The organism is Sphingomonas sp. KC8 (genome assembly GCF_002151445.1).
GTDB lineage: Bacteria > Pseudomonadota > Alphaproteobacteria > Sphingomonadales > Sphingomonadaceae > Sphingomonas_E.
In genome coordinates, this window is the sequence record NZ_CP016306.1 from 126,079 (window position 1) to 146,749 (window position 20,671).

The 20,671-nt window shown below is 62.0% G+C and carries 17 protein-coding genes; 10 read left to right on the forward strand and 7 right to left on the reverse strand.

Annotation, left to right across the window (positions count from 1 at the left end; genetic code table 11):
• Window positions 1–21: 21 nt before the first annotated feature.
• The 9 genes from KC8_RS00630 (at window position 22) to KC8_RS00670 (ending at window position 8,564) form a co-directional block, all read left to right on the forward strand.
• Window positions 22–474: a DUF1178 family protein gene (locus KC8_RS00630; RefSeq protein ID WP_029624505.1), complete on the forward strand. Its 453-nt coding sequence runs from the start codon at window positions 22–24 to the stop codon at window positions 472–474.
• A 333-nt stretch (window positions 475–807) separates the two neighbouring features.
• The gene (locus tag KC8_RS00635; RefSeq protein ID WP_010125314.1) at window positions 808–2,424 is read left to right on the forward strand and encodes a choline dehydrogenase; all 1,617 of its coding nucleotides are present in this window, start codon (window positions 808–810) and stop codon (window positions 2,422–2,424) included.
• Window positions 2,421–2,774 carry a nuclear transport factor 2 family protein gene (locus tag KC8_RS00640; protein WP_010125315.1) on the forward strand — a complete coding sequence of 118 codons (354 nt, stop codon included), beginning with the start codon at window positions 2,421–2,423 and terminating at the stop codon, window positions 2,772–2,774. Before KC8_RS00635 ends, KC8_RS00640 begins: the two co-directional genes overlap by 4 nt.
• A gap of 50 nt (window positions 2,775–2,824) precedes the next feature.
• Window positions 2,825–3,703, forward strand: a complete 879-nt coding sequence (locus KC8_RS00645) for a sugar phosphate isomerase/epimerase family protein (RefSeq protein WP_010125316.1) — start codon at window positions 2,825–2,827, stop codon at window positions 3,701–3,703.
• 2 nt (window positions 3,704–3,705) lie between these two features.
• Complete coding sequence (locus KC8_RS00650; RefSeq protein WP_029624506.1) at window positions 3,706–4,800, forward strand: alcohol dehydrogenase catalytic domain-containing protein; 1,095 nt, start codon at window positions 3,706–3,708, stop codon at window positions 4,798–4,800.
• A 337-nt stretch (window positions 4,801–5,137) separates the two neighbouring features.
• Window positions 5,138–5,659, forward strand: a complete 522-nt coding sequence (locus KC8_RS00655) for an FxDxF family PEP-CTERM protein (protein WP_029624507.1) — start codon at window positions 5,138–5,140, stop codon at window positions 5,657–5,659.
• A gap of 162 nt (window positions 5,660–5,821) precedes the next feature.
• Complete coding sequence (locus tag KC8_RS00660) at window positions 5,822–6,427, forward strand: TetR/AcrR family transcriptional regulator (protein ID WP_010125320.1); 606 nt, start codon at window positions 5,822–5,824, stop codon at window positions 6,425–6,427.
• Window positions 6,428–6,577: 150 nt separating this feature from the next.
• Window positions 6,578–7,447 carry an amidohydrolase family protein gene (locus KC8_RS00665; protein ID WP_010125321.1) on the forward strand — a complete coding sequence of 290 codons (870 nt, stop codon included), beginning with the start codon at window positions 6,578–6,580 and terminating at the stop codon, window positions 7,445–7,447.
• Window positions 7,448–7,457: 10 nt separating this feature from the next.
• Window positions 7,458–8,564, forward strand: coding sequence for a Rieske 2Fe-2S domain-containing protein (locus tag KC8_RS00670; protein ID WP_010125322.1), 1,107 nt, complete (start codon window positions 7,458–7,460; stop codon window positions 8,562–8,564).
• Between the two features lie 199 nt (window positions 8,565–8,763).
• Here the strand turns inward: KC8_RS00670 and KC8_RS00675 are convergent, their stop codons facing one another.
• The 4 genes from KC8_RS00675 to KC8_RS00690 form a co-directional block, all read right to left on the reverse strand.
• Complete coding sequence (locus KC8_RS00675) at window positions 8,764–9,831, reverse strand: sensor domain-containing diguanylate cyclase (RefSeq protein ID WP_010125323.1); 1,068 nt, start codon at window positions 9,829–9,831, stop codon at window positions 8,764–8,766.
• Window positions 9,832–10,057: 226 nt separating this feature from the next.
• Window positions 10,058–11,278 carry an alpha-hydroxy acid oxidase gene (locus tag KC8_RS00680; protein WP_010125324.1) on the reverse strand — a complete coding sequence of 407 codons (1,221 nt, stop codon included), beginning with the start codon at window positions 11,276–11,278 and terminating at the stop codon, window positions 10,058–10,060.
• A 102-nt stretch (window positions 11,279–11,380) separates the two neighbouring features.
• Entirely contained in the window at window positions 11,381–13,120 is a 1,740-nt protein-coding gene (locus KC8_RS00685) for an amidohydrolase (RefSeq protein ID WP_232455594.1), read from the reverse strand.
• A 127-nt stretch (window positions 13,121–13,247) separates the two neighbouring features.
• Complete coding sequence (locus KC8_RS00690; protein WP_010125327.1) at window positions 13,248–13,793, reverse strand: cupin domain-containing protein; 546 nt, start codon at window positions 13,791–13,793, stop codon at window positions 13,248–13,250.
• A 483-nt stretch (window positions 13,794–14,276) separates the two neighbouring features.
• Here KC8_RS00690 and KC8_RS00695 point away from each other — a divergent pair, with 483 nt between their 5' ends.
• A complete protein-coding gene (locus KC8_RS00695; RefSeq protein WP_010125328.1) occupies window positions 14,277–15,188 on the forward strand; it encodes an amidohydrolase family protein in 912 nt (303 codons plus the stop codon).
• Between the two features lie 66 nt (window positions 15,189–15,254).
• On the opposite strand, the gene KC8_RS00700 is transcribed toward KC8_RS00695, so the two are convergent.
• From KC8_RS00700 to KC8_RS00710, 3 genes are all read right to left on the reverse strand, one after another.
• Window positions 15,255–17,573, reverse strand: coding sequence for a membrane-bound PQQ-dependent dehydrogenase, glucose/quinate/shikimate family (locus KC8_RS00700; protein WP_029624508.1), 2,319 nt, complete (start codon window positions 17,571–17,573; stop codon window positions 15,255–15,257).
• Between the two features lie 72 nt (window positions 17,574–17,645).
• Window positions 17,646–18,215, reverse strand: coding sequence for a nuclear transport factor 2 family protein (locus KC8_RS00705; RefSeq protein ID WP_157663891.1), 570 nt, complete (start codon window positions 18,213–18,215; stop codon window positions 17,646–17,648).
• Between the two features lie 94 nt (window positions 18,216–18,309).
• Window positions 18,310–20,499 carry a TonB-dependent receptor gene (locus KC8_RS00710; protein WP_158217671.1) on the reverse strand — a complete coding sequence of 730 codons (2,190 nt, stop codon included), beginning with the start codon at window positions 20,497–20,499 and terminating at the stop codon, window positions 18,310–18,312.
• Window positions 20,500–20,671: the final 172 nt, after the last annotated feature.

The following is a 20,671-nucleotide window of genomic DNA, read 5'->3' on the forward strand; positions in this document are numbered from 1 at the left end:
GCGGACAAAGCGGGGCGGGCAATGATCGTGTTCGATCTTGCCTGTGGCAGCGGCCATGTTTTCGAAGGCTGGTTCGGATCGACCGAGGATTTTGACAGCCAGCGGGCGCGCGGCCTGCTGACCTGCCCGATGTGCGGGGCGGCCGATGTGGCCAAGGCGGTGATGGCGCCGCGCGTGGCCGCAAAAGGCAATCAGCGCAGCGAAGCAGCCTCTGTGCCCTTATCCAGCGACGGCCCCGAAAAATTGCGCAAGGTGATGCACGCGCTGGCCGAGGCGCAGGCCCGCGCGCTCGACGGATCGGATTATGTCGGCGAACGCTTCGCCGATGAAGCCCGCGCCATGCATCTGGGCGAAAGCGAGCATCGCGCGATCCATGGTCAGGCGAGTGTCGACGAAGCCAGGGCGCTGGTCGACGAAGGGGTTGCCATCGCGCCTCTGCCTTTTCCGGTGCGGCCCCCCGGCACGGATAATTGATTGCAGCGGCGATTTGCCCGCACGTCATCGCGGGATTTGTGACGAAGGCTATTTCCAGTTTTGGCCAGCGATGGCCGGATGATCTGTCATGGCATGATCTTTGATCTGTTCTGTCATTCACAAATGACCAGAATGGAGGCCAGTTTCGAATCTCGTCGATGGATTCGTCCAGGTGGCGCGGATCGGGTGTCAAAGGACGATGACAATGAAACGGCGCCGATTGGGTGGCAGTTGCGGATATGCGGCGATGGCGGGGCCGCGGCGTGGCAATCATCGTGCCGGGGTGCGTCGGGCGCAAGCCGGGCCGGCCATTGATCGCGCAAGGGTAGCCGCATGAACCGGTTCGATTATGTCATCGTCGGTGGCGGTTCGGCGGGTTGCGTGCTGGCGAACCGGCTATCGGCCGATCCCGCGATCCGCGTCGCGCTGGTCGAAGCGGGCGGCCATGGGCGCAGCCCGCTGATCCGCGCGCCGGGCGGCCTGCTGCCGATCATGCTGTCGGGGGCCTATCAGTGGCGATATCTGTCCGCGCCGCAACAGCATCTCGACGATCGGGTGCTGTTCCTTCCGCGCGGCAAGGTGCTGGGCGGTGGTTCGTCGATCAATGGCATGGTCTACTGCCGGGGCACGGCGAGCGATTATGATGGCTGGGCGCAGGCGGGCAATGCCGGCTGGTCCTTTGCTGATGTGCTGCCCTATTTCCGGCGGGCGGAAACCTATGAGCCGGGCGAAAATATGTGGCACGGCGGCGATGGCCCGCTGCGGATCGGCCGGCCGCAGGTGAAACATCCGCTGGCGCGCGCATTCGTCGCGGCGGGCAGCGAGGCGGGCTACCCCTATAATGACGACAGTAACGGCGCGGTGCGCGAAGGGTTTGGGCCGGTTGACGTGACGGCATCGCGGGGCCGGCGATCGAGCACGGCGGCGGCCTATCTTGTCCCGGTCCGCAACCGCGCGAACCTGACGATCATCACCGGCGCGCAGACGACGCGCGTGCTGTTCGACGGCAAGCGCGCAACCGGGATCGCATATCGCAAGGGCGGCAAGGACCATGTGCTGCATGCGGACCGCGAAGTCGTGCTGTCGGCGGGTGCGATCAATTCGCCCCAATTGCTGATGCTATCCGGCATCGGCCCGGCGGCGCACCTGCACGAGCATGGCATCGCGCCGTTGGTCGATCTGCCCGGCGTCGGCCGGAACCTGCAGGATCATCTGGCGATCGCGGTCAAGCATCGCTCGCTCCAGCCGATATCGATGTTCAAATATTTCAGCCCGATCCGGGGAGCGATGGCGCTGGGCCGGTATATCCTGTTTCGCAAAGGGCCGCTGGCCGATCCGGGGATGGAGGCGATCGCCTTCGTCAAATCCGATCCGGCGCTCGACGAACCCGATATCAAGTTCCACTTCGTCATGGCGCTGTACAAGAATAACGGCCGCGAAATGACGCCCGAGCATGGCTTTTTCGCGCATATCAATGTCGCGCGGCCGGAAAGCCGGGGATCGGTGCGGCTTGCTTCGGCGGATCCGCTGGCACCGCCGGTGATCGATCAGGATTATATGGCGAGCGCGGCCGACCGGCACGTCCTGCGGCGCGGCGTGCGGATCGCGCGCGAGGTTTTCGCGCAGAAGGCGTTCGATCCCTATCGTGGCGAGGAACTGGCGCCGGGTGCCGATATCGTGACCGACGAGGCGCTGGACACCTTCATCCGCGCCAATGCGGAGGCCGATTATCATTCGGTCGGCACGGCGCGGATGGGCAGCGATACGATGGCCGTCGTCGATGCCAGCCTGCGGGTGCATGGGGTGGAAGGGCTGCGGGTGGTGGATGCGTCGATCATGCCGCGCATCATCGGCGGCAGCACCAACATGCCGACGATCATGATCGCCGAAAAGGCCGCCGACATGATCCTCGGTCATCCGCCACTGCCGCGTGCGGAACTGGACGCATGACGGATGGGGCCAGCCAGGGCGCGATGAAGGCGGCGCTGCAGGCATATGTCGACGGCATCAACCGGGGGGATGCGCAAGCGGTGATCGCCCTGTTCGCCGACGATGCGGTGATCGAGGATCCGGTCGGCACGCCGCCCAAGCGCGGGCGCGAGATTATCGACTGGTTCCATCAGGCGGTGGCGATGGGCGCGCATCTGGTGCCGATCGGGCCGCCGCGCGGATCGCACGGGAATGCCGCCGCATTGGCGTTCATCGTCACCACCGACTGGGAAGGCGAACGGACGAGTATCCATTCGCTCGACACCTGCCTGTTCGATGGCATGGGCAAGATCGTCGAACTGAAAGGCTAGTTGGGGGCCGAAGACGTGGAAACCGGCGCCACGCCGGTGACGGTGGCGCCATGACCGTCCCGACCGATCTGATCGCAACCTGCTGGACGATTGCGGGTAATGTCTATCCGGGCACCGATCAGGATATCAGCCCTTTTCCGCTGGAGGATCGCATCGCCGCGGCGGCCGAAGCCGGCTATGCCGGGATCGGCCTTTGGCACGGCGATTTGCTGCGCTGGCGGGAACGCCGCGCATCTGCGGACTTGCGGCGCATGATCGAGCGCGCCGGGTTGCGCCATATCGAACTGGAATATCTTGCCGACTGGTTTGGGGAGGGGGCGGCGCGGCGCCAATCGGATGGCGTGCGGCGCGATCTGTTTGCGGCTGCCGATGCGCTGGGCGCGCGACACATCAAGGTGATGCCGCCATTTGGGGGCGCTGCCGTGCCGGCGGCGCGGTTGATCGACGAATTTGGCGAGCTTTGCGCGCAAGCAGCGCGACATGATCTGCTGATTGCGCTGGAAATGATCCCTTATTCGGATTTGCCGACGCTGGAAACGGCGCTGGCCGTGGTCGCCGGGGCCGATGCCGATAATGGCGGTCTGCTGATCGATATCTGGCATGTCATGCGATCGGGTGCATCGTTGGATGCGATTCTTCAGGTGCCGGCTCGTCACATTCTGGCGGCGGAGATCAATGATGCGGATCTGGCGATGCACGGGGACATCGCCGACGACAGCATGCGCCAGCGCAAATTGTGCGGCGACGGTGAATTTGACGTACCGCTGTTTATCGCCCGAATGGCCGAAGCGGGGTATCGCGGCCCGTATGGCGTTGAGATATTGTCCGACAGGCTGCGTCCGATGCCGCTTGGCGACGTGGCGCACCGCAGTTTCGAGACCGCACGGATGCAGTTCGCCGCATCCACCCGTCAGAAAGTGATGCCCTGATGCTGAATGTTCGCGCCGCCGTTTGCCATGCCGCCGGTGAACCGCTGCGGCTTGAAACCGTGCAACTCCAGCCGCCGGGGCCGGGTGAAGTGCTGGTGGAAATCAAGGCGAGCGGACTGTGCCATTCCGATTATCATCAGATGACGGGGGCTTCGGCGCCTTATCCCTATCCCGTCATTCTCGGTCATGAGGGGGCGGGTGTCGTCGTCGAATGCGGCGCAGGCGTACACAGCGTTCGGCCGGGGGATCATGTCGTGCCGCTGTCGATCGGCGAATGCGGCACCTGTGGCAGTTGCCAGTCGGGCCGGACCAATTTGTGCGACGGCTTCTTTGCCGGGATGGCCACGCCGCCCAAGCGCTTCTCGCTTAATGGCCAGCCGGTTGCGGCTTATTCGAACAACGGAACCTTCGCGAATTTCATCGTCATGGCCGAACAGAATGTCGCGAAGATCCGCAGGGATGTACCATTCGATATTGCATGTACGATCGGCTGCGCCGTGGCGACGGGGATCGGTGCCGTGCTGTACACGGCAAAGGTGGAAGCCGGTTCCAGCGTCGTCGTTTTCGGGCTGGGCGGGATCGGCCTCAATGTCGTCCAGGGGGCGCGGCTGGCGGGGGCCGGGACGATCATCGGCGTCGATATCAACCCGTCCTGCGAGGCGCGCGCGCATACCTTCGGGGCAACCCACTTCATCAACCCCGGCGATCTGGGCGATGATCTGGTCGATCATCTTCTTGGGTTGACCGGCGGCGGGGCCGATTTCACCTTCGAATGTGTCGGCAATGTTCCGCTGATGCGGACGGCGCTGGCCGCAACCCGGACGGGATGGGGCGTTTGCACGGTGCTGGGGGTGCCGCCCGATGGCGTGGCGCTGCCGGTCATCCCTTTCGATCTGCAACTGGGGCGGACATTGAAAGGGTCGTTTCTGGGCAATGTTCGAACGCGCAGCCAGTTGCCGGGCCTGCTCGATCTCTATGCCGAAGGTCGGATCAATCTCGATGATCTCGTGACCCACCGTCTGCCGCTGGATCGGATCAACGAAGGGTTCGATCTGATGGCGCGCGGAGAAACATTGCGGACGGTGGTGACGTTCTGATCCTGTTCGGGTGAACGGCCGGTGCTGGGGAAAGCCGGCATGGGGCTTTGGTCGTGAGCTGGAGATTGCGGGGCAGCCGCGCGATTGGCGCGTGCGGGGCAGCGCGCGGACGTGATCCAGTGTCGAAATCACCGCGCCGCAGCAATTTTCGTTGCCGCCATTTCATGAAATTTCACAATTCAAATTATTTGGTTAATTGAAATTTGTCGAAATTTCTTACACACGGGCCATGTGTCGACGCTGCAAAGCCGCATGGAATGCGGATGTGCCATGATGGCACAGACCTTGCTTACGGCATGGTGCTTCCGTGTGGGCGTATTTGTGAAGGAATAGCGTAGTGAAACAATTGCTTGCCGCTGCATTGCTTGCTGTCAGTGCCGTCAGTGGGGTTCAGTCCGCTTCTGCGGCGACTTTCCCGATCGAAATTTCGGCGGGTTCGAATTTCTTCGGCAATTCGGAACTGGCCGATGGCACGGCATTGACCGACATGTTCACATTCACGCTGGATGCGGACGCGCTGGCCAATTCGACGGTGATTTCCATCTCCCTCAATGGGCTTCAGAACATCGATTTCACGTCGATTTCCATCGATGGCCACGCCTTTTCGAAGGTGCTCAACGATCCGATGCCCGAAACCTGGTATCTTGATCCCGTCGTCCTGACGGCCGGCGCAAAGACGCTGACGCTGACGTATGACGTTTCCGGCGCAGCCCCGGGTTCGCTGGCCAGCTACAGCGGCACGTTGAACATCTCGCCGGTGCCAGAGCCGACGACATGGGCGATGCTGCTGGTTGGTTTCGGCGTGGTGGGCGCTTCGATGCGTCGCAATCGTACGCGTCGCGCGGTGCAGTGCATCTGATACGGCCGTACTGCTTTTCTTGACGTTGCAAAGGGGCGTCGCCGGTTGTTCCGGCGGCGCCCTTTTTGCATGCTGTGGCATTGCAAGCGGGCGTGCACTGAATTCGTGGACGCCTGTCCATGCAATGGATATGCTCGGCGATCATTTCAGCGGGATGCAACGGTGGCGCGGATTCAGGGATTGTCGCAGCGGGAACAGAACAAGCGCAACATGCGGCATGCAATCCTGAAGGCTGCGCGCGCCAAGTTTGAACATGCCGGCATCGCCGACACCACAATGGACGAAATCGCCGTTGCGGCCGATGTTTCGCGGGCGACATTGTATAATTATTTTCCAAGCCGATCCGATATCGTCGCCGCGCTCGTCGAACGGATGGACGATGATTTCATTGCGCTGATCTACCGCCATTGCGACCAGCCCGGATCTACCGCCGAACGGATCGTCGCCCTTTTTACGGCCAGCGCCCGCGCGCTTGAGGCTGATGCGGATGTCACCCGCCGTCTGGTGGGGATATCCTGGCAGGGCTGGGGGGGCGATATTGGCGTCTCGCGAATCTCCCGTCTGATGGATGCTTTCGTGCGCTTGCTGGGCGGGCCGCATGGGGCTGATGATGTTCGCAAGGACGTGGATGTCCGGCTGATCGCCGAAATGCTGGTCAGCGTTTATGTCGGCGTCATTCATAACTGGTATTCCGCAGATGCTTATCCGCTGGAAAAGCGCTTGGCCGCGGCGGGACGCGTGATCGCAGAATCTGTTCTGGCGCGCTGATCGCGCAGGCCTTGCCGAAGGGGTAGCCGTGCCCCGAAAAAATTATAGACATGTGTCTATGTTTTTGCTAGGCGGATATGGTGCCGGTTCGAACCCCGCTGCGTTTCGGCGCGAGTGGGGCGGCGGCGGTCCATGGAGAGGAATGCACTGATGCCGATGCCAAAAGACATTCGGGTCGTTGATACGATGCTGGGGATCCCGACGCGGGCGAACCGGTCGGATTGGTACGATTGGTTCAAGCCGTTGCTGCGCGATGCGGAAAGCCGTCAGGCCTTTGAAATGCCAGCACAATATATGTTCAAGGGCGTTCCCAAGATCGAGGAATGCGACGATTATATTGCCTGGACCGTCGAACAGATGGACCGTTTCAACATCGACAAGGCGCTTGTCGGTTTTGCCGAACAGCCGCACGAAATCGAAGCCAAGGAACGGTTCCCGGATCGCTTCTTCTTCGATGCCCCGATCGATCCCAACAAGGGAATGGACGAGGTTCGCCGCATCAAGCGTTTGCACCGCGATTATGGGATCAGCGCGATCAGCGTTTTCCCGTCGGGCACCTTTCCGCAGGTTCCGATCAATCACAAATATATGTTCCCGATCTACGCGGCCGCAGTCGAACTGGACATTCCGATCCTGATCAACGTCGGCATTCCTGGCCCGCGCATCCCGATGGAAAACCAGAAGGTCGAACATCTCGACGAAATCTGCTGGTTCTTCCCCGATCTCAAGATCGTGATGCGGCATGGGGCCGAGCCATGGGACGATCTGGCTGTAAAGCTGATGCTCAAGTGGCCAAATCTTTATTATTCCACCAGCGCCTTCGCGCCGAAGCATTATCCCAAGTCGATCATCAAATACGCCAATAGCCGCGGCGCCGACAAGATCATCTATGCGGGGTATTTCCCGATGGGATTGAGCCTCGATCGCATTTTCGGTGAACTCGAAAATGTGCCGTTCAACGACGACGTGTGGCCGAAATTCCTGCGCGACAATGCCCGTCGCGTGTTCAAGCTCGATTGAGGAGATAATAATGGGACATGATCATGGCGCGGCCGACGCGCGCACCGCGCCCGTCGCCGCCTTTGCTATTCTCGACAAGATGACGAAGGACGAGCTGAAGGCCTGGCGCCTGGCTCCGGTCACCGACAATCCGAGCGCAGCCGAGCGCGGCGCGGAACGCCTGCCTTATCCCTATGGCTGGTATGTCGCCTGCTATTCGGACGAACTGGCGGTCGGCGAAGTCAAGCCGATGCGCTTTTTCGGCAAGGAACTGGCGGCCTGGCGCGGCGAAGACGGCAAGGCCCGCGTGATCGACGCTTATTGCCGCCACCTCGGCGCGCACATGGGCCACGGCGGCAAGGTGCATGGCAACAACCTGGAATGCCCGTTCCACGCCTGGCGCTATGACGAGACCGGATCGGTCAAGGAAGTGCCCTACGCCAAGATCATCCCGCCTCAGGCCAAGCGCCCGTGCGGCGGCTGGGCGACGGCCGAAGCGAATGGTTTCGTGTGGATCTGGTATCATCCCGAAGGCGTTGCGCCGATGTGGGAGGTGGAAGTTTTCCCCGAGATCGGCGATGCCGAATGGACGGACTATGACCGCTACGAATGGCTGGTCCATGCGCCGCTGCAGTTCATGGCCGAGAACGCCGCCGACACCGCGCACTTCAAATATGTGCACGGCACCGCGACCTATCCGGATGCCACCCTGTCCTTCGACGGCCATCTGCGCAACGGCCTGGTCCTCGCCAAGATGGGCACGCCGCAGGGTGAAATCGACGGCAAGATCGCCAACGGCAATTTCGGTCCCGGCCAGGGCTGGACGCGGTTCAGCGGCATTTCCGAAACCCTGCTGATGTCGGGCGTCACGCCGGTCGACAAGGATCTGGTGCGCGTCCGCTTCGCGTTCACCCAGCCCAAGGCGCAGGCCGAAGGCCCGATGGGCGGGCTTGCCCGCGCGCTGATCCGCGACATCCTCAAGCAGTTCGATCAGGATAAGGTGATCTGGGATCGCCAGCGCTTTGTCGAACGTGCGCTGATCTGCGACGGCGACGGGCCGATCGGCGATTTCCGGCGTTGGTATTATCAATTCTATGCAGAATGGAAAAATGGCGTGCCGGCCACGCAAGAGGCCTGAGCCTGTTAACCGAAGCAGGTGATTGCTGAGACCATGAGGGGACCCGCTGCAAAGTGCGCCGGGTCCCTTTGCTTGATGCGCGTGCCGGAAATAGAATTCCCGGCCAAAAATGAGCTAATTTCGGGACGGTAAGCGGCTAGGGCAGTTGCATCGCCCCAAGGGCAAATGATGTCTTCGCGGTGGGGTGCTGCCGTGACAATCACATCTTTTTGCGGCGGGGCGGCGGTGCGGCGGCTTGGCGTTCCGGCGGTGGATTGCCGTTTATCGAGATCGAGGCAAAACCGGTCTGTTGCATCCTCGCCCACTCAAATCGGTTCCGGCCATTGCGCTTGGCGGCGTAGAGCAGATGGTCGACCGCTTCGACGAATTCTTGCGGGCGGCCTTCACCGCCGACGGTGATCGTGCCCACGCCCAAACTGACGGTAATGATGCTGCTGACTTCCGATCTTTCGTGGGGCAGCCGCAAGGTTGCGATCGCGTCGGCGCATAGTTGAGCGCTACGTTGAGCGCCTTCCGCATCGGTTTCCGGTAGCAGCAGCGCAAATTCTTCTCCGCCGAGCCGCGCTGCCAGGTCTCGCGGGCGTTTTGCCAGGCCATGTAGCGCCTGGGCAATTTGGACGAGGCAAGCATCGCCTTCCGTGTGTCCATAGAAATCGTTATATTGTTTGAAGTAATCGACATCTATAACAAGTAATGAGAGTGGTTGTTCGCTGCGCCTGGCGTTCTTCCACTCATTTTCCAGTCGTGTATCGAACGATCGACGGTTGGCTATACCGGTCAGGCTATCAGTATAGGACAGAATTTCCAGTTTCTTCTGAAGTTCAAGCACCCGTTCTTCGGTTCGCTTGCGTTCGCTGATATCAAACATGAACCCGATAAGGCTGTCGACGGAACCATCGGGCTTTCGTACGACATGCACCACATCCCTGATCCAGACGGTGCCGCCCGACGCAGTCAGTGCGCGATAATCCGCTTCGTGATCGATCCCCGCTTGGGATTGCGAGACGCAGAAATTGACCACCCGTTCGCGATCGTCTTCGTGGATGCGGGTTGCCCAGTCCTGAACCGTGACCCAGCTGTCCTGACTCCAGCCCAGCAATTTTTCGATCTGCGGGCCGATATATGTGAACTGCATCGTTGCCCAATCGATCCTCCAGGGGATCGCCTGCGTCGATTCGAGCAACGTCTTGTAAACCGCAGTATCGGCCACACCGTTTGCGTCCCCGGAAAACGGGCTGAAGGCGTTATCGTGGACGAGTATGGTCACGCAGCAATTCCTTGTGGCTTTGGATGCGCACAGCAGTCCGGTCGCGGCAGTCGCCGTTCCAGCGTGAGCGGTCACGAGATAGGAACGAAGATCGTCCCAATGGAGCATTTGCGCTTATTCGCAACCCCCTGGGAGGCACCCGTGGCGCAAGCGCCCGCCTTGATATCAACAATCGAGCTTGCGTTGACGCGTGCGCCGATCGATGCGCGGCATTCTCACGGCCCGGTCAGTCCTGGTGGGTCGCCAGCCAACTGTGATCGAGCTTCGCTACACTGGGGCAGCCCATCAGCGTCAACGCGCGTTCGATTTCGCTGCGAAAAATTTCCAGAACGGAAGCCACCCCGGCCTCGCCCCGGGCGGCCAGCCCGTAAAGATAGGGGCGGCCGATGAACACGCCCCGCGCACCGAGACACAGCGCGGTAATGACATCGGTGCCACGCCGCACACCGCCATCGAGATAAACTTCGGCGCGGTCGCCAATGCGTGCGACGATCGCGGGCAGGGCATCAATCGATGCCAGCGTGCGATCGAGCTGGCGTGCGCCATGGTTGGAAACAACCACGCCTTCGCAACCGATTTCATCGACCGCCTTGGCGGCGTCGTCCGGGTCGAGCACGCCTTTGACATAGAGCGGCCCATCCCACTGGTCGCGCATCCAGGCGAGATCGTCCCAATGAAGATCGCCCTGCATATAACGCTGCTGCGCTTCGGCAGAGGCAATGGCATCCGCACCCGCCCCCTGAATGGCGCGTTGGAGATGCTGGAGGGTCGTTGCGCCACTGGAATCCTGTTCCAGATAATGGACCGCGGCGATGCGTCGATGCCACAATACGCCATGTATCCAGGCGGGATGGCGGGCCATGTTCAGTAGACGCCCAGGGGTAAGGGTCCATGGGCGGGTCATGCCGGCGGCGCGCTCGCCCTCGCGGTTGCCCACGACCGGAACGTCGACCGTGACGAACATTGCCGTATAACCCGCCGAACGCGCGCGTGCGATCAACGAGCCAACCTTGGCACGATTGCCGAACGGATAAAGCTGGAACCAGTGGTTGGTTTCGCTGGCCTCCGCCACCTCTTCGAGTGAATAGCTGCTTGCGGTGCTCAGGATTGCGCGGGTGCCGGCGCGTTCGGCGGCACGGGTCGCGGCAATATCGCCCGACCAATGGCACAGTCCCGTCGCCCCGGCGGGCGCCAGCGCCACCGGCAAGCTCACACCCTCGCGCGCCATCGTCGCGGCAAGGCTGGGTGCTGTGACGCCGGCCAGGCAGCGCTGGCGCAGCCGCCACCGTTCAAAGCCGGAAATATTTTCCCCAAGCGTTACAAGATCGTCGGCGCCCCCATCGAGATAATTCCAGGCCAGATCGGGCAGCCGGCGGCGCGCCAGCCGCCCCCAAGCCGCGACGCTGACGGGAGGCGACGGATCACGAAGCTTCAGTGTGAATGCCATCCGTCTTTCCTGAACGTGCGAGAGCGATGGCGCCGGGGGGCGACATGCCCCGGCCATTGTGGTGCGCTGAGAACGTCGCCGCCTTGAGATTGCAAAAATCGTTCATTTCTTGTGCGTTGCCGTATAGATTTCCGTGCCGTCACTGATCGTCCGATCGATCTTGATGGCATGCAGTTTTGCCGGGTCCACTTTCAGCGGGTCCGCATCGAGCACAACCAGATCGGCCTGCTTGCCGACTGCGATCGTACCCTTTTCCTTTTCCTCGTGGATTTGCCACGCGGCATTACGCGTCGACATCAGCAAGGCTTCATAGGGTGTGGCCGCTTCTGCTGTTCCCAGCGTTGCACCGGAACGCGTCGTCCGCGTGACTGCCGCCCAGATCAATCGCATCATATCGGGCGGCACCACCGGTGCATCATTGTGGATGGACGGCACAAGGCCCAGGTCGATCGCGTCGCGCATGGGTGAAATCTGCGCTGCGCGTACCTCGCCAAGGGTTACGTCGCGATGCCAGTCGCCCCAGTAGAAAGCGTGGGCCGCAAAGAAGCTCGGCTGGATATCCAGTTCTTTCATCCGCGCCAGTTGCCCGGCCCCCACGACCTGGCTGTGGATGGCGATCGTGCGTTCGACCCGTTTGGGGCGGGCGGCGTCGGCCGCCGCCGTAACGTCGATCAGTTGCTGCATCGCCGCGTCGCCATTGACGTGTGCGAAAAGCTGCCAGTTGTGATCGGCCGCCCGGTCGATCCAGCCGCGAAGCTCGGCATCCTCCATCTGGCGATAGCCGTGATAATCGGCCGCGCGGCCATCCGGAACGTGATGATAGGGTTCCTTCAGCCAGGCCGTTCTTCCTTGCGGCGATCCATCGAGCATCAGCTTGATGCCAAGAATGCGCAGGCGTGTCTGACGCGATTGGCCGATCGGCATGGATTCCAGATCCTGCCAGGGCGCGCGGAAGAACAGCAGCGCCCCCACGTCGATCGTCAGCGCCCCCCGTTCGTCGGCGGCCTTGAGCAAGGCATAGTCATCCGGCGAAGCGGCGCCGTCCTGCGCGGTTGTGATGCCGTAACCGGCGTAGATATGCTGTGCCTTCTGCAGCGCGGCCAGGCGCTGTTCGAAGGTTGGTTTCGGCAGCAAGGCCATCAGCCGATACATGGCGGCTTCTTCCAGAATGCCGGACGCGGTTTTTCCATCCGCCTCGCGCCGGATCACACCGCCAGCCGGGTTCGGCACATCGTTCAGCAGGCCCGCCAGTTCGAGCGCGCGCGTGTTGGCGGCGGCGATGTGGCCCGATGCGTGCAGCAGCATGATCGGCCGATCGGCCGAAACGGCATCAAGGTCGTGACGGGTGGGGTGGCGCCGCTCGGCCAGCGCGGCATCGTCATAGCCGAAGCCCAGTACCCATTGGCCAGTGGGCGTGGCCCTGTCGGCGACATAGGCCCGCAGGGTCGCCTGGAGCGAGGCGATATCGCGAACGCCCGCAACCGGGGGAGGCGACAGATTGGCAAAATCAACCATACCCGCCAGCATCGACAGATGCCCGTGCGCATCGATGAAACCCGGCAGCATCGTCTTGCCCTGAAGATCGACGACGCGCGTGCCTGATCCACGATGAGCGAGCATGGCTTGCGTTGCCCCGACGGCCAAAATCCGTCCCTGCCGGATGGCCACGGCCTGCGCCACATCATCCGGCGCTTCCATCGTCCGGATCACGCCGTTGGTGTAGATCGCATCGGCGAGGACCTGTGCGGACGCAGGCGCTGCCGACGCCAACAGCGATGTCGCGATGACGCCCATGCCGGGCCAGCGCGACCCATTTCCAGAAGCAGCCTTTGGTGCGGACATATTGTTTTTCCTTTGATCAGACCCGGCAGGCAGGAACGGCTTTGTGCCGCGCGCCAGTCAATCGAGCACTAACGCATCGGCGTGACCCATTGCGATTGCCGTCCCCCTTGGTGGAGACGGAGCCATATTATCGCTGTGACGGAGGAATTTCGGCTTCCCATTGCGGCATATGCCGGGTGTAGGATTGGGCCACCTTCTCCCAATGGGCTTCGTCATTGCCCTTGAAATGGATGTTGAATTGCGCCGCGTTGCGGAATTCCAGCAGTTCACATCCCGCGTCGCCGACCTCAAGGACATAGGCCTGGTCGGCCGGGACAAAGATGCCGTCGCCCGGCCCGAGGCGCGCCGAACCAAATCGAGCTTCGCCCGCCAGGATATAATAAATGCAATCGGCATTGTGGCTGTGGCGCGGCGATATGAAACCGGTTTTGAACCAGGCATGGCTCAAGCTCACGCCATCCTCGCCGCCCGATTGGAAGAGGATCGTCGTGTGCGAAGCATCGGCTGCCTTGGGGCCTGAGGCCATGATCCGCCCAAGACCGGCCATGGTGGCGGCGTCGATCCCCTCGAAGGGCATCGTTTCGTGGTCAAGTGCGACGCCTTCGCCGGCCCGGAACAGCGCCATGCGTTTGCGGGCGGGCGCAGGCGCGGGGAGGGGGGACTCGTCGTTCATCGCTTGCACTTCGCCATTCCTCTCTCTGATGGTTACTTAGCGCTGAAATAGCGCACTCCGTTTCCGAAGAATGCAACCAAAGTTACATTCCACGCATGAAATGAGATGAGCGCCTGCAGGAGGGGGCGTTTGGTGTGCGGGCGGCCCACACCGATGCCCCGGCCGGCCATGCCGTGATCTGTTGCAGCCCGAAACATCACCGCGCCTTTCCACGGGCTGTTGTCCCGCCGGATCGCACCTCATGCGGGCGTTTGTAATTGGTACGATATTGTTTCATTTGTCCGATTTAATATGGAAAAATCGATCATATCCCTCAGCGGTGTGGAGCGGGCATATTCAAAGTCATGCTAAAAAATATCAATAAATATTGTATTTTGTGCGAATTTTCTGCGCTGGTGTGATCGGTGCATGATTGTGGTACGCATAAGACGCATTTTCTGAGTAAAAGGGCGTCTCTGCACGGATGGAAAGGGAGCGAAGGGCATGGGCAATCGCATTGGCGCGGGCGGCGTCAACAGGCGCGAACTGATCGGCATGGCCGCAGCAACGGCAATCGGCGGCCTGGTGCCGGCGGCGGCGAGCGCCGCGCGATCGAAGCCTGCCGTCCGTGTCCTCGATTTTCGCGCTCGACCCAATACGCATGAATATCTGGCGCTGTTTGCCGGCGATGGCGGGGGCATGCCGAAGCCGGAGCCACTGGCTGGCTTTATAGCCGCGCTCGATAGTGCAGGTGTCGACCAGGCGGTGTTTCCCGGGCGGCAATCCACGATCATGATCGAGGGACGCCGTGCCGAAGTCACCCTGAGCAATGATTATGTGGCGGGCTGCATCAAGGCCTATCCCGATCGCCTGATCGGCCTGGTCGGCGTCGATCCGGCCAAACGCCTTGCGGCGCTGCGCGAGATCGACCGGGGCATTGCGCTATTGGGCATGAAGGGCGTGTCCATCGACCTGCCGGGCGTGCAGGCCGACGACCGGATGATGTACCCCATCTACTATAAGTGCATGGAACTGGGCGTCCCCGTGGTCATCACCCAGGGGCCGCGCATGGGCAATCTTTCCAACCCGCGCGCCATTTCAACCATCGCCGAAGACATGCCGGATCTGAAGATCGTCTGTTCGCATGCGATATACCCGCAGGTCGACGAATGGATCGCCCTGGCATTTCGCGGCCGGAACATCTTCATCGAAGCATCGATGTACCATTTCATGCCGGGGGCCGAGGCGATCTTTGCCGCGGCGAATGGCCCGCTGCAGGACAAGATCATCTATGGCAGCGCCTTTCCCTTTGCGCCGCTGGCCGATGTCGCACTGTTCAAGGCGCGGATGCGGGACGCCAAAGCGCTCGATAAGGTGCTGTATCGCAATGCCGCCGGCGTGCTGGGCATCGTGTGACACCGCAGCGCGGCACCGGATGGGATCCGCGCGAATGCCATCCGGTAGGTGATCTTTCGCCCTGCCCTAGCGCGCGGGGTTGCCTGTCTTCGGCAGCGCAAAGGCGACGACATAATCGCCCAGCCTGGTGCCCAGGCGCCTGTCGCCGCCCGCCGCGATGACGACAAACTGGCGGCCGCCACGCGACATGAATGTCATGGGCGCGGCTTGGCCGCCGGCAGGTAGCTTGCTGCGCCACAATTCCCGTCCGGTGCGTGTTTCGATGGCGCGGAAATAGCCATCGTCGGCGGCGCCGATGAAGGATAGCCCGCTGGCGGTGGTGAGCGGGCCGGCTACGCTGGGCAGGCCGAGCGGGATGCCGATGGCCAGCGGCAGGCGGTTGGCTGTCGTGCCGAACGGCTTTTGCCACAGGACGGATCTGGTTTTGAGATCGATCGCGCGCATTTCGCCCCATGGCGGCGCATTGCAGGGCAGCCCGAGCGGCGAGAGGAACTGGGTGTTCGTCACGGCATAAGGGGTGCCGGTTTGCGGGTGGATCGCCTTGACGCCGGTTTTGCGCAGCGCCGCGACGTCCGCCTGCGGGATGAGTTGTACGATCGAATCCAGATTGATCGTGTTGGCGACCAATATGTTGTTTGCGGTGTCGATGGACATCCGCCCCCAACTCGACGCGCCCGTCTGGTTGGGGCTTTGCAGGGTTGGGTGGGTCGATGGCGGCGTGAACGGCCCTTCATAGCGGGTCTGGCGGAACCGAAGGCGACACCAGATCTGATCGAACGGCGTGATCCCCCACATCGACGCTTCCGTCCGGCGGGCCGAACCCAGAAATGGCATTCCGGTTGAAAATGGCTGGGTCGGCGACAGGCCGTCCTGGGCGGCACCCCCGCGCGGGACCGGCATTTCTTCCACCGTGGTAATCGGCGTGCCGGTCCGGCGATCGAGGACGAACAGATCGCCCCGCTTCGTCGATTGGATCAAGGCGGGAATGAAGCCATTCGGACCCGGCATGTCGACCAGTGTTGGCTGGGCGCTGACATCATAATCCCATACATCCTGGTGTACTGTCTGGAACGACCAGCGCAGCCGCCCCGTCGCCAGATTGATCGCCAGGACGGAACTGGCATGCTTGTTCATCGCGGGCGACCGCTGGCCACCGAAATAATCGGGGCTGGCATTGCCGGTCGGCACATAGACGAGGCCGAGCGCCTCATCCGCGCTGAAGGGCGCCCACGCATTGGGCGATCCGCGCGTATAAATCTTATCGGGCGCGGGTTCGCCGACGCTTGTTGGCTGATCGGCGCCGGTATCGAACGCCCATTTCTGCCGGCCGGTTTCAACGTCATAGCCCCGGATCACGCCGCCGGGCACGTCGGTGGATTGGTTGTCGAGCACCATGGCGCCCACCACCACCACGCCATTGGCAACCAGCGGCGCGGAGGTGACGCCGTAAAAGCCGCTTTCGATCGGCCCGAGATTGCGGCGCAGCGATACTTCGCCGCGATCGCCGAATGCTTCGCAGCGACGGCCGGAATGCGCGTCGAGTGCCAGCAGACGGCCATCGCCGGTGGCCGCGATGATCCGTTGGGCGCAGCTTTTAGTGTGCGGGGTTTCGGCATAAGCGACACCACGGCAGGTCAACAGATAAGACGCACCGCGAACATCGGTATGGGGATCGTGGCGCCAGCGTTCACGCCCCGTTTCCGCCTCGACAGCGATGATCTGGTTGCGGGGCGTGCACAGGTAGAGCAGCGGCCCGACCTTCAACGGCGTCGCTTCAAACGCCGGAAGATTGCGCGGGTTGGCCAGACGCGTGGGATCTTCGCCGGTTCGATATGTCCAGGCGACTTCCAGTGTGTGAACATTGCCGGGCGTGATCTGCCCAATCGCGGCATGGCGGCGGCCATCATTGCCATTGGCAAAGCTGGCCCAGTCCGTTTCTGCTGTCGGGGCCGGAGCCGCTGTCGATCCACCCTTGGGCCATGGCGCCATCAGCAGGGCGGCGGCCGCCACGGTAATGCCGGCGGCGATCGCCAACGGCCGGGCGTGGCGCGTCGCCATTGGACGCAGCCTGCCGATCCAAGGAAAGGACAGGAACAGTCCGACCACCAACGGCGCGCCGATCCGGGGCGCGAAAAGCCAGAATGAAGTACCTGCTTCCGCGATCGCCCAGATTAGGCTGCCCAGCAGAACGGCCCCATAAACCGCCAGGGCAGATGCCCGGCGTCGCAGGGCCAGCAGGCCAGCCACCATCGTGCCACCGCCTGCGAGCGCGAAATAGGGTGATCCGCCCGCCGCCAGCAATGCCCCGCCGGCCGATGTCAACGCCAGCCCGTACAGCGCAACCGACAAGCCCACCCAGACGTGACGGCGTGAGAACAGGGTCATAAGGGTGGCTCCGGGGGAGGGCGTTAGCGGCAGCGGACGGCGCTGGCTTATCAGGTGGCGGGGGTGGAGTGGCTATTTCGCGGACGGGGGCGCTGGATGCTGCCGTTCACGAAGGACCCAATCGGTCATTTCCTGCCGGCTCAGAAATTTCCAGCCCCCGTCGATCTTCGCGAAATTGTCATGGTAGCGCGCAATGCGGAAGATCGATGCGGGCTGGCCCTGTGGCGCTTCGATCGTCGTCAGGAAACTGCCGGCGGTCGCCGTCTTGCCATCTGCGGCGACATCGATCCGGACATTGCTGACGATATGCCTGACGAAGACGTCCGGATTGCCGCCGAGATAGTGGCGGGCCAGCGCGCCGACTTCGGCGGCGCCTTTCGCGATGGTCTTGCCTTGAGGATCGAGCACGATGCCATGGCTGAACAGCGCGCCGTAGGTGTCGAAATCCTTGGCATCGAGCACCCAGCTATAATCTACGATCAGCCGTTCGATATCGCGTTCATCCAGCAGGGTTTGGATGCGATGCTGGTTGCCGGAAGATGGCGTTTTCGCCTGTCCGGCAGTCGGCGCGAGCGCCAGTAGCGCCAGCGCCGCCGGGATCGCGGCAATCAGGCGCGCGGTGCGTTTTGCGGTGTAAGCCATCATCGTTCCTGCCAACGGTAACAATAGGAATTGGTGGCGCATGCGCGGGCCGGCTTGTCCCCCATGCGGGGGCATGCCGGCCCGTGCGCGCGGGTTAGAAGCGGTAGGTGAAATCGACGCCATAGGTGCGTGGTGCACCGTAAGAAGCCCGAATACCCGCGCCTGTGCCCACGACGTCATCGAAATAATGGACGTCGGTCAGGTTCTGCGCCCACGCCGCCAGACGCCAATTGTCATTGGCTGAAACATAGGTGATCCGGGCGTTCAACAGGCCATAGGCCTTTTGCCGCAAACGCCCGCTCGACGGATCGGCGATGAAATCGAAGTCGTAATCGTCCTTGTAGGAATAGCTGAGGTTGATGGGCACATGCGCCCCATTGGCCAATGGCAGATCATATTCCGCCGATATGAAGGCCGACCAGTCCGGAGACCGCAGCAATGCGTGGCCGCTGGCATTGTACGCCACATCCCGCATTCCCACGGCGGGGGCGCCGGTGGCGACGGCGTTGAACATCTTGGCTGTCGTCAGGAAATCACGATATTCGGAATGGCTGAGGTTCAGCCCCGACGTCAGCGTGAAATGATCCGTCACCGACCAGTTTACATCCGCATCAAGCCCGTAAATGCGGGCATTGGCGGCATTTTCGGTGACGGAGGTTACGCTGCCGCTGCCCTGTGTTGACGCGCGGGTGACCTGCAAATCCTTATAGTCATAAGCATAAGCCGCCACATTGGCGCGCACGCGACGATCAAAGAAGTCGCCCTTGACCCCCAGTTCGATCATGTCGAGCGTTTCCGGGTTCAACGCGGATCCGACACCGGCCGCGTTCTTGGCCGGATAATTATATCCGCCGCTCTTGAACCCGCGCGCATAGGCCAGATAGACCATCGCATCGCCCATATCATATTGCAGCGTCAGCTTGGGCGTGAACGAGGTCCAGTCGGCCTTGTCATCGAACGGAACCAGCGCGAGCGTGGCTCCGGGCACCGCCGTCGACTTGCGCGTGCTTACGCTTTTGCGTTCATAGCCGAGGCGGCCACCGGCGGTCAGGCTCCACTGGTCGTCGAAATGCCATGTCGCCTGGCCGAAAATCGCGAACGCATCGGTGATGTTGCGCTGATTGCCGGTGGACAGCAGCAACGGGCCGCCGGCATCCAGCTTGTTATCGGCCTGCGACTTGCCGTGGAAATAATAAGCGCCGACAATCCATTCCAGACCGGTCTTGTCGCCGGACACCAATTGCAATTCCTGCGAGAAATTCTGGGCCGAGGTTACACTGCCGGGCGCATCGAACACGCGCGCGCTGGTGCCATCGGCGTCGATCGTGGTGTAGCCGTCATAATCGGCAAAAGTGGTGATCGACGCGAGATCGATGTCGCCCAGTTCGACATCCACCCGGAATTCCGCCGAGAATTGGTCTGAGCGCTGGATCGCGTCGAGCACGCTGGCGATTTCGCCACGGTTGCGGCCGGTAATGCCGCCGCGCGAAATGCCCGTGCTGTAAGCCTGCGGGCTGAGATCGATCTGGTCCAGCCCGGCGGCATCGTCCTGCTTCCAATAAGCGAGGGTGAGGTTGGCGGTGACATTATCGCCGGCTTCAAGCCGAAACTTGCCGCGCAGCGCCCACCGATCGAGATCATCGGCATCGCGCGCACCGGCAATGCGATTCTTGGCAAACGCATCGCGTTTTTTGAGCATGCCGGTGATGCGGGCGCCAAAGCTGTCGGTAAGCGGTACGTTCACGCTGGCCGATGCGGTGTAATAATCATAATTGCCATAACCGGCACTGAACTGGCCTTCCAGTTCGTCGCTGACTTCCTTGGAAATGATCCGGATGGCGCCGGCCGTCGCATTGCGGCCGTAAAGGGTGCCTTGCGGGCCCTTCAACACCTCGACGCGCTCCACGTCTGCCATCTCGGCCATGACGGCCGAGCTTAGCGGCTCATAACGGCCGTCGAGATATACGGCGACGCTGGGCTCCAGTCCGCCTTGTGACAGTCGCGTACCAATTCCGCGAATATAGGGCTGGGCGGACGGGCCGGTGCGGTTGAATACAAGCCCCGGCGTTGCGAACTGCAGGGACTGGACGCCCGTGACGCCGATATTTTCCAACGTGCTGCCGGTAAAGGCGTTCACCGAGATCGGCACATCCTGCAGATTTTCGGCCCGCTTCTGTGCCGTCACGATGATATCTTCCTGCTGCGCAAAGGCCGGTCCGGCCAGGCAGGTGGCGGCGACCAGGGCTATGTGCCCCTTGAGAAACGCACTGAGGCGTGCCGACATATTATCCCTCCTGAATATAATATTCCCCAGCGGGAGGGCGGTTTTATCCGCCATATCCCACGCATCGGCGACCTTCATATGATCGGAAGGCTGCTCGACACGATTGATACGCTACAGATGCGTACCATCGTTGGCAACGACATTTTCGGCTGCTAAGGGGAGGCGAGGCCAA

What these genes read in the sequence shown, in the direction of transcription:
- KC8_RS00645 (WP_010125316.1), top strand. Translation starts at nt 2,825, where the DNA reads ATGACCGTCCCGACCGATCTGATCGCAACCTGCTGGACGATTGCGGGT.
- KC8_RS00630 (WP_029624505.1), top strand. Translation starts at nt 22, where the DNA reads ATGATCGTGTTCGATCTTGCCTGTGGCAGCGGCCATGTTTTCGAAGGC.
- KC8_RS00705 (WP_157663891.1), bottom strand. Translation starts at nt 18,215, where the DNA reads ATGGCTTACACCGCAAAACGCACCGCGCGCCTGATTGCCGCGATCCCG.
- KC8_RS00690 (WP_010125327.1), bottom strand. Translation starts at nt 13,793, where the DNA reads ATGAACGACGAGTCCCCCCTCCCCGCGCCTGCGCCCGCCCGCAAACGC.
- KC8_RS00700 (WP_029624508.1), bottom strand. Translation starts at nt 17,573, where the DNA reads ATGACCCTGTTCTCACGCCGTCACGTCTGGGTGGGCTTGTCGGTTGCG.
- KC8_RS00685 (WP_232455594.1), bottom strand. Translation starts at nt 13,120, where the DNA reads ATGTCCGCACCAAAGGCTGCTTCTGGAAATGGGTCGCGCTGGCCCGGC.
- KC8_RS00680 (WP_010125324.1), bottom strand. Translation starts at nt 11,278, where the DNA reads ATGGCATTCACACTGAAGCTTCGTGATCCGTCGCCTCCCGTCAGCGTC.
- KC8_RS00695 (WP_010125328.1), top strand. Translation starts at nt 14,277, where the DNA reads ATGGGCAATCGCATTGGCGCGGGCGGCGTCAACAGGCGCGAACTGATC.
- KC8_RS00665 (WP_010125321.1), top strand. Translation starts at nt 6,578, where the DNA reads ATGCCGATGCCAAAAGACATTCGGGTCGTTGATACGATGCTGGGGATC.
- KC8_RS00640 (WP_010125315.1), top strand. Translation starts at nt 2,421, where the DNA reads ATGACGGATGGGGCCAGCCAGGGCGCGATGAAGGCGGCGCTGCAGGCA.
- KC8_RS00670 (WP_010125322.1), top strand. Translation starts at nt 7,458, where the DNA reads ATGGGACATGATCATGGCGCGGCCGACGCGCGCACCGCGCCCGTCGCC.
- KC8_RS00635 (WP_010125314.1), top strand. Translation starts at nt 808, where the DNA reads ATGAACCGGTTCGATTATGTCATCGTCGGTGGCGGTTCGGCGGGTTGC.
- KC8_RS00710 (WP_158217671.1), bottom strand. Translation starts at nt 20,499, where the DNA reads ATGTCGGCACGCCTCAGTGCGTTTCTCAAGGGGCACATAGCCCTGGTC.